The sequence below is a fragment of the Gracilibacillus phocaeensis genome (assembly GCF_900626275.1).
Taxonomy (GTDB): domain Bacteria; phylum Bacillota; class Bacilli; order Bacillales; family Amphibacillaceae; genus Gracilibacillus; species Gracilibacillus timonensis.
In genome coordinates this window covers 183,361-198,000 of the sequence record NZ_LR131142.1, presented here as the reverse complement: position 1 = coordinate 198,000, position 14,640 = coordinate 183,361, and the positions used below count along the sequence as shown (strand labels likewise).

13 protein-coding genes are annotated in these 14,640 nt (G+C 38.2%); 6 read left to right on the top strand and 7 right to left on the bottom strand.

Annotation, left to right across the window (positions count from 1 at the left end; translation table 11 throughout):
* Positions 1-61: 61 nt before the first annotated feature.
* The 4 genes from E0E32_RS03205 to rbsK all read right to left on the bottom strand — a co-directional run bounded on the left by E0E32_RS03205 (position 62) and on the right by rbsK (position 3,862).
* On the bottom strand, positions 62-1,156 hold the full coding sequence (locus E0E32_RS03205; protein WP_066195688.1) for a glycoside hydrolase family 172 protein: 1,095 nt from the start codon (positions 1,154-1,156) through the stop codon (positions 62-64).
* A gap of 13 nt (positions 1,157-1,169) precedes the next feature.
* Positions 1,170-1,760, bottom strand: coding sequence for a KpsF/GutQ family sugar-phosphate isomerase (locus tag E0E32_RS03200; RefSeq protein WP_130858936.1), 591 nt, complete (start codon positions 1,758-1,760; stop codon positions 1,170-1,172).
* 23 nt (positions 1,761-1,783) lie between these two features.
* Complete coding sequence (locus E0E32_RS03195; RefSeq protein WP_066195680.1) at positions 1,784-2,779, bottom strand: LacI family DNA-binding transcriptional regulator; 996 nt, start codon at positions 2,777-2,779, stop codon at positions 1,784-1,786.
* Positions 2,780-2,938: 159 nt separating this feature from the next.
* Positions 2,939-3,862, bottom strand: coding sequence for a ribokinase (gene rbsK / locus E0E32_RS03190; protein ID WP_078060192.1), 924 nt, complete (start codon positions 3,860-3,862; stop codon positions 2,939-2,941).
* Between the two features lie 669 nt (positions 3,863-4,531).
* On the opposite strand from rbsK, the gene E0E32_RS03185 reads away from it, so the two are divergent.
* The 6 genes from E0E32_RS03185 to E0E32_RS03160 all read left to right on the top strand — a co-directional run bounded on the left by E0E32_RS03185 (position 4,532) and on the right by E0E32_RS03160 (position 11,431).
* Positions 4,532-6,523, top strand: a complete 1,992-nt coding sequence (locus E0E32_RS03185; protein ID WP_286171677.1) for an ABC transporter substrate-binding protein — start codon at positions 4,532-4,534, stop codon at positions 6,521-6,523.
* Between the two features lie 73 nt (positions 6,524-6,596).
* Positions 6,597-7,595 (top strand): ABC transporter permease, encoded by a 999-nt coding sequence (locus E0E32_RS03180; RefSeq protein WP_066195675.1) that lies wholly within the window; start codon positions 6,597-6,599, stop codon positions 7,593-7,595.
* 3 nt (positions 7,596-7,598) lie between these two features.
* On the top strand, positions 7,599-8,777 hold the full coding sequence (locus tag E0E32_RS03175) for an ABC transporter permease (protein ID WP_078060191.1): 1,179 nt from the start codon (positions 7,599-7,601) through the stop codon (positions 8,775-8,777).
* Between the two features lie 39 nt (positions 8,778-8,816).
* Positions 8,817-9,875 (top strand): ABC transporter ATP-binding protein, encoded by a 1,059-nt coding sequence (locus E0E32_RS03170; RefSeq protein WP_130858935.1) that lies wholly within the window; start codon positions 8,817-8,819, stop codon positions 9,873-9,875.
* The gene (locus E0E32_RS03165) at positions 9,868-10,902 is read left to right on the top strand and encodes an ABC transporter ATP-binding protein (protein ID WP_066195670.1); all 1,035 of its coding nucleotides are present in this window, start codon (positions 9,868-9,870) and stop codon (positions 10,900-10,902) included. The genes E0E32_RS03170 and E0E32_RS03165 overlap by 8 nt, the downstream gene beginning before the upstream one ends.
* Positions 10,895-11,431 carry an HAD family hydrolase gene (locus tag E0E32_RS03160; protein ID WP_066195668.1) on the top strand — a complete coding sequence of 179 codons (537 nt, stop codon included), beginning with the start codon at positions 10,895-10,897 and terminating at the stop codon, positions 11,429-11,431. Before E0E32_RS03165 ends, E0E32_RS03160 begins: the two co-directional genes overlap by 8 nt.
* A gap of 115 nt (positions 11,432-11,546) precedes the next feature.
* On the opposite strand, the gene E0E32_RS03155 is transcribed toward E0E32_RS03160, so the two are convergent.
* The 3 genes from E0E32_RS03155 to E0E32_RS03145 are packed head-to-tail and all read right to left on the bottom strand — an operon-like array spanning position 11,547 to position 14,631.
* Positions 11,547-12,701, bottom strand: coding sequence for an anhydro-N-acetylmuramic acid kinase (locus E0E32_RS03155; protein ID WP_130858934.1), 1,155 nt, complete (start codon positions 12,699-12,701; stop codon positions 11,547-11,549).
* A 29-nt stretch (positions 12,702-12,730) separates the two neighbouring features.
* Positions 12,731-13,690, bottom strand: coding sequence for a GNAT family N-acetyltransferase (locus tag E0E32_RS03150; RefSeq protein ID WP_286171676.1), 960 nt, complete (start codon positions 13,688-13,690; stop codon positions 12,731-12,733).
* On the bottom strand, positions 13,681-14,631 hold the full coding sequence (locus E0E32_RS03145; protein WP_130858933.1) for an N-acetylglucosamine kinase: 951 nt from the start codon (positions 14,629-14,631) through the stop codon (positions 13,681-13,683). Before E0E32_RS03145 ends, E0E32_RS03150 begins: the two co-directional genes overlap by 10 nt.
* Positions 14,632-14,640 lie beyond the last annotated feature (9 nt).

The following is a 14,640-nucleotide window of genomic DNA, read 5'->3' as shown; positions in this document are numbered from 1 at the left end:
ATTGCATCGAAGCCTAAAAGTAAACCCTTACATTTCTCTTAATGATCATTTATTACCATTATTAATAATCAAAACATTTCTTCATATCTTCTGGATTAAATGGTAAGGTATCAGGCAGCGGCAAACGATTCTTTACTGGTAAAATAGGGGCAAAATCACAACCTGGTTTGGTTTGATACCAATAGGCCGTACTGGCATAATCATCACTTCTGTTGTTATTGTGTCCATGTTCAATCGTTACTTTAATCGATTGATCAAACATAATCGGATCTTGTATATGATATCGATAAGCCGAAATCTTGCCAGACCAGTTAGGCCCTCCACCTAAAATAATACCGTGATAAGGCGTGTTTTGTTCCTGCTGAGGACACCATGCCGTATTAAAATAGTCTTCCATGCCTGTTCCGTGCAAAGATGGCGGCCATGGCTCTCCATCTATAAAAATCATATCATCTCCTTCCCCATACCAGTTCCATTCTTGTGTAAAACGCAGGTTATGAATATTTAAGTTACAGCCAACATAGTGCCCTTTTCCTATAGTATCTAATAATACATAATTCTGTTCTCCAGTGGTGTTTTTACCACCAAAACTGTACAAGGCATTCGATATGTTTTCATCAACTCCCTGCGTTCGTTCCCGACGCCAAAGGGCATGGAATCTTAAGTCACTATCTATTTCCTGGTACTGTTCATAATCTACATAGAAATAAAACTTGATCGGTGCATCTGCATTGCTTTCGATTTCTATTCTCGCATTATTAGCAAATGGCATGGAAAAAAAGCAATTTAACGAACGTCCATCTTCCGGACTCATTTGTAAAGGGGCCGACCAAAAGTTTTTTGTAATACCATGCCCCATGCCAAAGAAATCACCAATTGGCGCCTGCACACTCGGACTTGTTTCCCCATCCCAATACATTCTAATTACCACTTTTCGATGTAAAAATGCTTCGATGTCATCATGTAAAGGCGCCATCGTCATCCAGATGTGCGTGATACATCCAGCACCTGTTAATTCACAGATATCTACTTTTTCACCAGGGTGAATCGCAAAGTAATCACGATTGCCACCGGTTGTATCATAGCTTGATGCCCTCTTTCGTTTCGCATCACGTTCGCGATATAAATCCCTCATCGACGTTCCCAAGAATGTCATTCGTTAACCTCCTTCATGATTGTGATAATTGTTTGCCTAGACTACCACCCGGATGATATAAATGAAAATCCTCTTTGGTAAACCTTCTCATCTCACAGAGTGCTACCGCAAGGGCGTCACCGATTACTAATACAATAGTAGAGCTGGTGGTAGGTGCTACCCCAATATGATCCGCTTCTTGCTCATATTGATAAGTAAGTGCATATTCGCAGGCCATTGCTAATGTCGATGCTGCGTTAGAAGTAATGGCTATTTTTTCTGCTCCTATTTTCTCTAAAGATGGTAATAGGCTTAACACTTCCGAAGTCTCTCCACTATTGGAAATCAAGAGCACCACATCATCCTCTTCAATCATTCCCAAATCGCCATGCACCCCTTCTGTACTGTGCACAAAAAATGCCGGAGTTCCTGTACTTGCAAAGGAAGCAGCCATCTTTTTACCAATATGTCCTGACTTACCTACCCCTGTGATTACCACCTTTCCTTTACAGTTCTTTAATACATCGATAACAGGTTCATAATCCTGCCCCACCTGTTCCAACAAGATTTCGATGGCACGAGCTTCTATAGCAATTGCCTTTCGGATAAAATCTAAATTAGACATACAATCCCCCTTTCCAATTGACGTTATTTTTCCAGCTTCGGATTAAATACTTCCTGCGTAGGACCGTTGACATGCAGCACTAACCGGTCCAATATAATGTTTCCAACTTCTATGCCCATCTCGTAGGGGGACTGTTTCACACTAATTTTCCCTTCTGGATTGATCAACTGTGCTACTTCTGTTTCGCCATATGAAGCTAAAAACATATCTTCAGGTATTTTTAAATGTAACTTATCCAATTGAAGAATCACGCCGGTAGACATGGTGTTATTAAAAGACAAGATAGCGGTTGGCCTTTGCTGCAAGTTCATAAAGTAATCTACCGCACTTCTACCGTCTTCCACACTAAAGTCTCCATTAAAAATTAATTCATCATGTTGTGTCATCGCATAGTCTTCCATTGCTTTCTTATACCCTGAAAAACGTTCCGCACCAGTACTTACATTCAACGAACCATTTACCACCCCAATCCGTTTATGCTTTTGCTGTATCAGATAGCTGGTTAATTGATAAGCTCCTTCGAAGTTATTCTCTACAACAAAATCCATCTTTTCATTACCGGTTTCTAGTCTTCTATCTATCAAAATAACGGGTACATTGTTTTCATGGATACTGCTGATTAACTGCTCATTCCTGCCAGAGGTAGCTATAACAATCGTGTCTACACGATGTTCTAATAACAGCTTTAACTGTTTTTCTTCTTTATGGGGATTTTCATCACCACTCATAAATAAAAGATTATAGCCTTTTTCTTGTACGACATCCTCCATCCCTTTCGATATTTTCATAAAATAAGGGTTGGAGATATCTGGTATAATCACACCAATAAGATTTGTTTTATGCATCTTGAGGCTTTTGGCTATACTGTTTTGACGATAGTTCAGTTGCTTGGCTACTTTTAGAACCTTTTTTCGGTTATCATCACTTGCATAACCCCTGTTGCTTAATACTCTGGACACCGTTGCAGTGGATACTCCTGCTTCCTTTGCAATGTCTTTGATTGTTATATTTTTTTTCATGATAAACCGCCTTTTTCTGTAATCGATTACAGCTATAATAATATAAAATGCGGTTTTTTTCAATGTTCAATGTTCGTTGATCGATTATTTCCTAGTTTTAATCTCTAACCATTTATTAACTTTTAAAAATCATTGTTTTTTTGATAGCACCTCCTTTCATCAAACGCTTTCCTTTTGAGTTATAAATGCTTCTACCATATGGTTATATGGCAACGAAGGTATAGCTCCTGATTTTGTAACAGTCAATGCCCCTACCGCATTCGCATATCTAACGACCTCCTCTAATGGTTTTTTTCTAGCCAAGCCTACTGCTAATGCCCCGTTAAAAGCGTCACCAGCAGCCACAGAGTCTAAAGATTCTACATAAAAAGCAGGAATATGAGCGACTCCATTTTTATTGACGACTACAGCACCCTTATCTGCTAGTGTGATAATCACATTGGCTACTCCTTTATTCAATAGAAAACGCCCTGCTTGTTCGGCATCCTTTAAATTTTTTACAGATATGCCAGTTAGGATCTCCGCCTCTGATTCATTAGGGGTAAGATATGTGATTTTCCTTAACAAGGCATCACTCAGCTTTGCAGCTGGAGCAGGATTTAAAATAACAGGCGTTTGATATAAATATGCCCAATTAACAGCTTTTTCGATGAGGTCCATGTTCATTTCTAATTGCAAAATGATCATATCCGCCTCCTGGATTAAATCAGTAACTTCGTCCAATTCATCAGGACGGTATGTCGTATTAGCGCCAGGGACAACAATGATACGATTATCACCATGTTGATCTACTGTGACAGAACCAACCCCTGTAGGATGGATAGGGTCTCTTAGCATATAATCCGTATTGACACCTTCTTCTTGTAGCGTTCTAATTGCCTCATGGCCAAATTCATCTACACCTAGTTTGCCAATCATCGTGACTTTTTCGCCTAGACGCGAAACAGTTACAGCCTGATTTGCCCCTTTTCCACCCGGATATCTTGCAAAGCTATCACCGATGACCGTTTCCCCGTTTTCTGGTGCTCTCGGCGCCCTGACCACTAGATCCATCATAAAACTTCCGATCACTAAAATACTCAATGATATCTACTTCCTTTACATTGGAATAAAAAACTAACTTAAATGTGTAATCGTTCTCACATTTTTATTAAAAAAACTCTATTTATTATAGGTAATACCTATTCAACAGATAATAAATAGACAATATCTTCATGGCAGGAATCAAATAAAGAATCAGTAAACGATTACAGATATCATACTATATAATTTTTGTAATAGCAAGAGTTTTTTTTACAATTATATTTATTTGTTTTTGGGTGTAGCGTGCTTTCTGCGATTAATGCTGTTCAGTGACAGTGAACTCAATCACTTTCTCATTTTTTGTTCATGTGAACATGCAGTGTTACTGTATATCAGATTTTATTTTTACCCTATGCAATTTATCTTTTATGGTCTAACTGTGTTATATCGTCTTGTCGATCTTTACCGTATTTATAACCTATATGCATGCCTTTCAATTGATAAAATTGTGAAGTAAGTATTTTTAAACAATTAATAGAGTTAATCAATATTTCCCCTTCTAATCCTCAACATGTATTCATAACTTAAAATAATAATACATTTTCTTGTTTAATTCTTTAATTATATTTTTTCTGGAGTTTTTCAATAAGCGCATTCTTAAAGGGAGGTGAAGGTGGTCATTATATATTTCAACTTGCATTTATTAAGTTCAAAGGGGAGGGAAAATAAGTGAGGAAAACTGGCTTAGTTGGTATGTTTTTATTGTTATCTTTATTTTTGACAGCATGTTTTAATAACTCTCCAGGAGAAGTAACCAGCGAAAACAACGTTGGTAATTCTGCAGAAGAAAATATAGACAGTAATATTCTTGAACTTAACTCGATAACAGTTGAGGAAATACAAGATTTTGCAGAAGCTCCGGAGTTGTCTGAACTTGTGGAATCAGGTGAATTACCTAAGGTTGAAGAGAGGCTGCCAAAAAAAGGGGATATCATGATAGAGCCTATTGAAGAAAGTATTGGACAATATGGAGGAGACCTTATCACATCGTGGGAGGGAGCCGATTCTAAATGGACAGTTGGTAAACCTACTGAGGAAGCGCTTTTTCGCTTTAATGAAGAAGGTGATGACATTGAACCAAATGTAGCAAAAGGTTACGACGTTAATGACGATGCCACCGAGTACACCATTTATTTACGTGAAGGAATGAAGTGGTCAGATGGAGAACCTTTCACTACAGATGATGTCATATTTTATTGGGAGCACATGCTAAAAAAAGAAACTTTCGGTAAATCAGTGTACGATGCCTACTACACAGTTGATCCTGAATCAGGTGAAAGACACATAGCTGAGGTGACTAAAGAGGATGATTATACATTTAAGGTTACACACTCGTTTCCAAGTCCAAATTTTCTAAAACGTCTGGCAATCGATAACAAGTGGTTTTTTGCGCCAGAACATTTCCACAAGACTATTCTACCGGAATTTGTTGGGGAAGAGGAAGCAGAAACGATTGCAAAAAACTGGGGATACTCTGATGTGAAATCATTATTATCAGAAACAGGGTATTATTATTGGATGAATGAGGAAATACCTACCCTGCGCCCTTGGGTGGCAAGTAACGATCCTCATAGTGAAGAGTTTATCATGAAGCGAAATCCTTATTATTGGAAAATAGATCCGGAAGGAAAACAATTACCATATGTTGATAACTTCATTGCATCAAAGATACAAGATCCTAGTCAAGCTGTACTTGGAGTATTAGGTGGAGACATCAACATTGGCACCTTTGAAATAGGAAATTTCACCGTATTAAAAGAAAATGAGCAACAGGGAGACTACCGTGTTTTGACATGGCCTACTGTTGGTTTATCTAGCACTACTATTCAACTAAATCAAACAACACAAGATGACAACCTCAGAGAATTAGTGCAAGACATAAAATTTAGAGAAGCTTTATCCTTCGCAGTGGATAGAGGACAAATCTCAGAAATTGCAACAAATGGAATTGCAGAACCTAATCAAGCAGCAGTACCAGAGGGTGTGGTAGGTTACCAAGAAGGTTGGGAACAACAATGGGCTGAATACGACACGGAAAAAGCAGAACAACTTTTAGACGAGATTGGAATTACAGAACGAAATAACAACGGATTCAGACTTTATGACGATGGATCTGTGGTCACGATAACCATCATGGAACCAAATCAAGATAATTCTGAATTTCTTGAATTAATTAAAGATGCCTATGAAAATATTGGAATTAAAGTGAACCTGAATTATGTAGATGAAGGCACTTTCCAAGATAGAAAATATAGCAACCAAGTAGATGCGACTACTGAAAATCCAATGGTAGTTAATGTAGCCTTACGTCCAGAAGTGCTAATTCCCCTACGTGTGCTTGTTCCCTGGCAAGGCGATTATGGTTTATATCGAGAGAGTGACGGAGAAAAAGGGACAAAACCAGAAGGTGATGTTGCTAAATTACTAGAATATTGGGATAACATAATAGCCTCTACTAGCGAGGAAGAAGCAAGTGAATGGGCAGATGAAATATACAAGTTGCATATGAAAAACCAGTGGATTCTTGGCTATTCGGGTCCTACACCGCATTTAATAGTGGCAACAAATAAGTTACACAATGTACCTGAACAAAGAATGTTTGCTGATGAATTTAGAGATCTGGGGCACGGTCATCCAGCACAATTTTATTTCTCAGAATGATACTTCCAAATAGATAAGTGAGGAAGTCACTCTTCACTTATCTAAAATCACTTATAAAAGGATAGGTTGCATTATGTTTCAATATATTATTAGAAGAGTACTTTTAGTAATACCAGTGTTGATTTGTGTATCCATGATCGTTTTCTTTGTTATTCAATTACCACCTGGTGATTATGTAACACATTATGCAGCGCAAATGTCTGCTCAGGGAGAAAATATGACACAGGCTGAAATAGAAACAATGAGAGCAGACTTAGGTCTAGATAAACATTGGGTAGTTCAATACTTTTTGTGGATGAAAGATATTCTTCTTCATTTTGATTTTGGACATTCATTTAATTATAACGAACCAGTTACTAGTGTAATTGATAGATACATGGCTCTCACATTAATCGTATCGCTTACAACGATGGCTTTTACTTACCTAGTAGCCATTCCTATTGGTATTTATACAGCGGTAAAACAATATTCTTTGTCTGATTATTTATTCTCTGCGATTAGTTTTATTGGTATGGCTACGCCTAACTTTTTATTTGCAATAATATTGATGTATTATTCATATGTCAATTTCGGCGACCCTCTACTAGGTCTTTTTTCCAGCGAATATGAGAATGCCCCTTGGACTTGGGAAAAAATCCAAGATTTAATGAAACATATGATCATACCAATAATCGTTATCGGTACTGCCAGCACTGCGGAATTGACCAGAGTAATGAGAGGGCAAATGTTAGATGAGTTAAACAAACCTAATGTGGTAACAGCAAGATCAAAAGGAGTTTCAGAAAGAAAAATATTATTGAAATATCCCACAAGAGCTGCCTTAAATCCTGTAGTAAGTACGTTTGGATGGACTTTATCAAATATATTTACTGGATCCACGATTACAGCTATTGTATTAAATTTACCTATTCAAGGACCAGTAATGTACAATGCTTTACTCGGTCAGGATATGTACTTAGCTGGTACGTGGTTATTATTCATGGCAGTACTGACAGTACTTGGCACGTTAATATCGGACATCCTATTAGCTTGGTTAGATCCTAAGATTCGAACTGAAATTAAAGGACTGTGATCTATGAGAAAATCCAATTTTTTTAATAAATTAAGAAAAAGGATAAACCAACACAAAAACAATGAGGCCCATGAATTTGTTGTAGAAAAGAAGAAGAATAAAGAATATTATAGCTCTCAATGGAATCTAATTTGGAAAAAATTAAGAAAACATAAACTCGCTAGAATTAGTCTCCTTTTATTAGCTTTATTTTATGTAGGGGCTATATTCGCGGGTTTTCTTGCACCTCAAGGTACACAGCAATATGATAGTGATTATTCAAACGCTCCACCAATGTCTATTCATTTCTTTGATGAGGAAGGTAATTTTCATTTAAGGCCATTTGTATATGGTTTAACCTCAGAACGCGATCCAGAAACATTAAGAAAGAACTTTATCCAAGATAAAAGCACTAAATATCCCATTCATTTTTTTGTTGAAGGCCCTGAGTATAAACTATTTGGTCTGATTAAAAGTGATATTCATTTATTTGGTGTAGAAGAACCTGGGCAAATCTTCATACTAGGGACAGACGGTATGGGAAGGGATCTGTTTTCTCGTTTAATATTAGGCAGCCAAGTATCCTTAAGTATTCCTTTAGTAGGGGTGGCTATAAGTCTCATTCTAGGCTTCATCATAGGTGGTATTTCAGGTTACTTTGGAAAATGGGTGGATGTGATTATTCAAAGAGTTATAGAAATCTTTCGATCATTCCCCACATTACCATTATGGATGGCACTGTCAGCAGCTATTCCACCTGATATTCCAGTGGTTCAAATGTATCTATATATTGTTATTATCATAGCTTTTATTGAATGGACAGGTTTAGCCAGAGTTGTTCGAGGTCAATTCATGTCGTTAAAAAATGAAGAATATGTGTTGGCAGCAAAAATTGCAGGTGTGAAAAATTCAAAAATAATTATAAAACACTTACTTCCTGGAATATTTAGTTACCTAATAGTAGCTATTACCTTAGCCATTCCCGCCATGATTTTAGCAGAAACAGCTATGAGCTTTTTAGGATTAGGCATTCGCTCACCAGCAACCAGTTGGGGAGTTTTACTACAAGAAGCGCAAGAAATTAATAACGTAGCATTGTACCCATGGAAACTAATCCCATTGTTTTTTGTTATCTTATCCGTTCTATGCTTTAATTTTTTTGGTGACGGATTACGAGATGCAGCAGACCCTTATAAAAAGTAATGTTAAGTTGAAACAAATAATGATTAAGCGAGGGATAGTATGGATGTAAAAGAAAAAGTGGTCAAAGAAGACAACCATTCTCCACTGCTGTCTGTAGAGGATCTGAAAATAACCATTCAACAAGATGATTATGAATTAAACGCAGTAGATGGGGTAGATTTTCAATTGAAAAAAGGGAAAACTTTAGGACTAGTTGGAGAATCAGGTTGTGGAAAAAGTTTAACAAGCCGATCTATTATGCAATTAAACCCGAAAGTATGTGAAACTACTGGGAAAATTTTATATAAATCAAAAAAAGATAAATCTTTAAATAATATTGACATCTTAAGTTTAAAATCAACCGGAAAAAAAATACGAAATATAAGAGGAAAGCGAGTTTCGATGATTTTTCAAGAACCTATGACAGCTTTATCACCATTATATACTATTGGTAATCAAATAATGGAAAATATTTTAATACATCGAACAAAGAATAAAAAGAAGGCTAAAGAAATAGCGTTGGATATGCTACGAAAAGTGGGTATATCCAATGAAGAAAAAAGATTCAATCAATATCCACATGAATTTTCTGGAGGTATGAGACAACGAGTAATGATTGCTATGGCGTTAGCTTGTAATCCGGAATTATTAATAGCCGATGAACCCACTACTGCTCTAGATGTGACCATTCAAGCCCAAGTAATGGAATTAATGAAAGAGTTACAAAAAGAATTTGAGATGGCGATTCTCCTCGTAACGCATGATTTGGGCGTCATCGCAGAAATGTGTGATGAAGTTGCGGTAATGTATTTAGGTAAAATCGTGGAAAAGGCACCAGTAAAAGAAATATTCAACAATCCCAAACATCCCTACACCATTGGATTAATTAAATCAATGCCTCGACTGGGAGGAAATAAAAATCAAAGGTTAACATCTATTGAAGGAACTGTCCCACTAGCCATTAACATGAGAAATAAGTGTGGCTTCTATGACCGATGTATTCATCGTATTGAAGGGCTGTGTGATGCGCAAAGCGTTCCTAATTATCAAGTTAGTTCCGACCACGAAGCAAGATGTTTTCTTTATAAACCTGAAACAAAGGAGGATCACGATGGCTAAAGAGATCCTTAATGTGAAAAATATAGATAAAGAATTTAAAGCAAAATCCACAAAATTATTCAGCAGACCTAAGCCAATAAAAGTCTTAAAAGATATATCCTTTGATTTATACGAGGGAGAAACATTAAGTATTGTTGGAGAATCGGGTTGTGGTAAAACTACCTTAGGTAGATGTATAGTCAAAGGTATAGATGCAACTTCAGGAGTGGTAAACTACCATGCAGAAAAGAATGAAAAAGTGGATTATTTGAATATGAATCGGGAAGAGTATAAAAAATATAGAAAAGATATTCAAATGATTTTTCAAGACCCTTACTCGTCACTCAGCCCTAGAATGAGTGTATACGATATTATTGCTGAACCGCTCATTACAAATTTTAATTTAACTAAGAATGAAGCAAATGAAAAAGTGGCAAACATCGCAGAGAAAGTTGGATTGAATGTTAATTATTTAAAACGTTATCCCCATGCTTTTTCTGGTGGACAAAGACAACGGATTGCAATTGCAAGGGCACTGATCACACAACCTAAAGTCATTGTTTGTGATGAAGCAGTCTCAGCATTAGATGTATCGATTCAAGCTCAAATTATTAATTTGTTAATTGATTTGCAAAAAGAATTTGGAATCACCTATATTTTTATCTCTCATGACCTATCAGTAGTTCAAACGATTTCGGATAAAGTTGTGGTAATGCATTTAGGAAAAATAGTAGAAATGGCGTCCGTAGAGGAAATTTTTAATCATCCAAAACATCCTTATACAGAGGCATTGTTGTCGGCAGTACCAATCCCAGATCCTAACGTTGAGAAGGAAAGAATAATTCTTGAAGGAGAAGTACCAAATCCTGCAAATCCTCCATCAGGCTGTGAATTTCATCCAAGGTGTCCATATAAGACAGATAAATGCACTATAGATATTCCAAATTTAGCGCAAATAGGTGAAGATCAAGAACATTTTTCAGCTTGTCATTATGCAAATGAATTAAAACTCAAAGGGGCGAGAATAGAAGATGCCACAAATGAATAACCAAAAAAAGAAACTAATTATTTTTTTAGATTGTGGAGATACTCTTATTGACGAAGGTACAGAAATTCGTAATAATGATGGTATTGTCATAAAAGCTGAATTAATACCTGGTGCTGGCGACACGGTAAAGAAGTTAGCTGAGGAAGGCTTTACATTATGTATGGTAGCTGATGGTAATGCCCAATCTTTTAAAAACATGATGTTAGACCATAAGTTATACGATTATTTTACGTCTATGATTTATTCCGAAAACGTAAAAGCATTAAAGCCGAGCGCTAGAATGTTTAAAGCCGCGATAGGAGCGTTAGATTTAATGGAAAAAGATATCCCGAGAATTATTATGGTAGGGAATAATTTAAAGAGAGATATAGCAGGAGCTAATAGACTAGGAATAACATCTGTACATTTAACCTGGACGACACGTTATGATAAACAGCCGCAGGAGAAGGACGAGGTACCAGATTATACAATTAGCAAGCCGACAGAGCTCATCGATCTAGCGACAAAATTAAATAAAGAGTTAAGTTAGTCGAATTTTTCAATTTGTCATTTGGGTCTGGAATAAATCAAAACTAAACCTACACCGACGTATAAGTAAAATCGATGTAGGTTCTTTTAATTCTTATTTACTTTTCTGAGGCTATCTACCAAGCCACCTTCCCCATCACCACCCCATGTGCTGCACCAGTAGCTGTTGGGATCGTATTACATCTTTTATGTAAACATTGATAACCTAAGATAGCAAAAGCGACGGCTTCCTTAGAGTCGGCACTGACTTGTTCATCCTTAACAGCGTGCACCTGTATCGGGTCGGCAAGGTTGGCTAGTTGTTTCATTAACGTTTGATTATGGACGCCTCCTCCACTTACAATAACCTCATCTACTTCGTCATGTTTCTTGACTGCCTCCATGATTGTGACAGCGGTTAGTTCAGTAATCGTAGCTAAACGATCGATTTCACGAATCCCTCGTTGTTGTCCTTTTTCCCATAGTTTATCTGCGTACGCTTCGCCAAAGTCTTCACGCCCTGTTGTCTTTGGTATTGATTGCTGATAATAATCATGTTCCAATAATGTTGCTAACCAAGATGGCTCGACCTTACCAGTAGCCGCAAGCTTGCCGCCTTTATCATAGGTTTGTACATGGTTGGTGACTCGTTTGGCAAAGGCGTCTATCAGCATATTTCCAGGACCGGTATCATAGGCCAATACTTGTTCTTGCGTCGCACCTTTTGGCAGGAAGGTGATGTTGGCAATGCCGCCTATATTTAAGAGTACTCTGGTTACTGTCGAACTAGCATAAAGCATATAATCCACATAAGGGACTAATGGCGCCCCTTGCCCGCCAGCTGCGATATCTCTGGTTCTAAAATCACCGACCGTGGTAATCCCTGTCTTTTCCGCTACCACACCAATATCTCCAATTTGTAAAGTGGAAGGCACATGATAAGGCACCTTGTCTGTTACATTCGGTTCATGATAAATCGTTTGACCGTGTGAACCTATCAAGCTTACCTCTTTCTTGTTCAAACCCTCTGATTGGATCAAGCTAATAGCCGCATCAGCAAATAATTCGCCAAGATACATATTCATGCTGGAGATGCGTTCTATTGTAGCACTATCCGGATGACAAAGCTGTAAAAGTTCGCCCTTCACATCCTCCCTGTAGTTGGTCGACTGATATCCGACTTGTTCCACTCGCAGGGATCCGTCCATCTCTGTTATTTTTACCAAAGCTGCGTCTATTCCGTCTAACGATGTTCCAGACATTAAACCAATAGCATAATGAGAAACTACCATATACATGTCCCACCCTTTATCATGTTTCCCTACTCGTTAACCTTTTTATAAGAAACATATTTCTTCCATGGCTGATATCCTAACTTTTGATAAAAAGAAACCAGCCCTGTCCAATCAATAACAATATGATCAATGCCTCGATTTCGTAAAGCTTGAATACCTGCTTCGACAATGGCCAGTCCGAAGCCTTGACCTCTTTCCTTTGCGTCCACACCTAAGGGACCAACGCCTCCTAGTTCTTGGTCAAACAATGGGTCCCAGTAGACATTTTGTGCAATATACGGAGATTGCGCATCATTTACACGGCAAAAACCGATGATCTGATTTGCTTTTTTTAGAATGACAAACTCTCTTCCAGTACCACCCTTTTCAAAATAATGCATCGCCTCATATTCCCAGCGTCCTGGGAAGCATCGATGTAAAAAGTCGAGAAAGGCCTGCTTATCTGATCGTTCTAATAATTGAAACGACATCTCTTCTCGTGACTTGTCAAAAGCCTGCACTTTCCAGTCATCCGAATAGGATTGAAGCAAATCATATTCCTCACCTTGACCGATATAACCTGCTTTCTCGAACCACTTGATCGTTTGCTGATCTTCAGCAGGAATGCCCGGAAAATAATGATAGGGATCTCTTCCTAACAATATCTGCTGTATACCGGTTGCCTGCAAACGCTCTTCTGCATGCGCTAACAATTTGCCACCTATACCTTGTTGACGGTACTCCTGATCCACCAATAATACTTGAATCCAGCCGGTATCTTTTAGCATCGCGACATCCAGCTTTTCCTGCCAATACTTTGCGATCACCATTCCGATCACACAATTTTCTTCATTGACTGCCAACCTGGAAGCTTGAAAACTAATATTCTGATCATCCAAACTATTTTGTTGAAATAAGGATTGTCTCATTGGAAAAGCAGGTAGGTTATCATTCCATAGTGTGAGCATATCGGTCATCCGCTCTTGATCTATCGCTATCAATCGCACGATGTATCCCCCTCTCGATTATTTAATGCTGCCATAACGGCCCCGTAGACAGGCGCTGCTTCTAGTATTGTCAGTTCCAGCATTGGCTTATGTCCATCTATTACCTGTCTTATGGCATCTTCCAACAAATCGAAGCGCTTAAATATACTGCCGGCCAGCACAACTGGGATCGCTTGATTTTTGGGATGATTGGCAAATAATTGTTGTGCTAGTTGAAGTACGCTCTGGCCTATGTAAGCTCCATTTCGGTCGATGATTGCTTGTGCAATGGGATCTGCCTCTTCTGCAGCGCGAAAAACGGTTTTGGCAAGCGTTGCAATTCCTTCTTTCGGATTGGTTGCCTGATAAATAAGTGGAATCATATCTGGTATATGACTTATTTGAAATTGTTGACGGACTATATCGTAAAGCAAGGTTGGTGGACCAACTTGATCATGCACAGCAAAAACAGCCTTCAATGCCTCATGTCCCAAACGATAACCACTGCCCCTTTCCCCGATAAAATGCCCCCAACCACCTACTCTCTGGCGTTTTCCTGTTTCATTAATTGCATAGGTAATCGAGCCAGTGCCTGATATTTGTACGATTCCGGGATTGCCCTCTGTACCTGCATATAAAGCGATCAACGCATCATGATCTACTGTCACCTGCATAGAAGCCGGCACAAGTGATATCAATACGGTTCTTATCTGTTGTTGCGCATCTGGATGACCAGCACCAGATACTCCTGCATATAGAGCAGTCACCTGCTGATAAGCATCTAGGTGCGATTGTTTTAGGTCACTTAGTACGATCTGCAGCGTCTGCTTTAACTGAGCAGGTGTGACAATATTGGGATTAGAAGCACCCGCAACAGCTCTAGCTACCTCTGTTCCTTCCTTATCGGCCAGCACAGCTATTGTTTTTGTACCGCCACCATCGATTCCTATCACATATTTCATAGCCTTCCC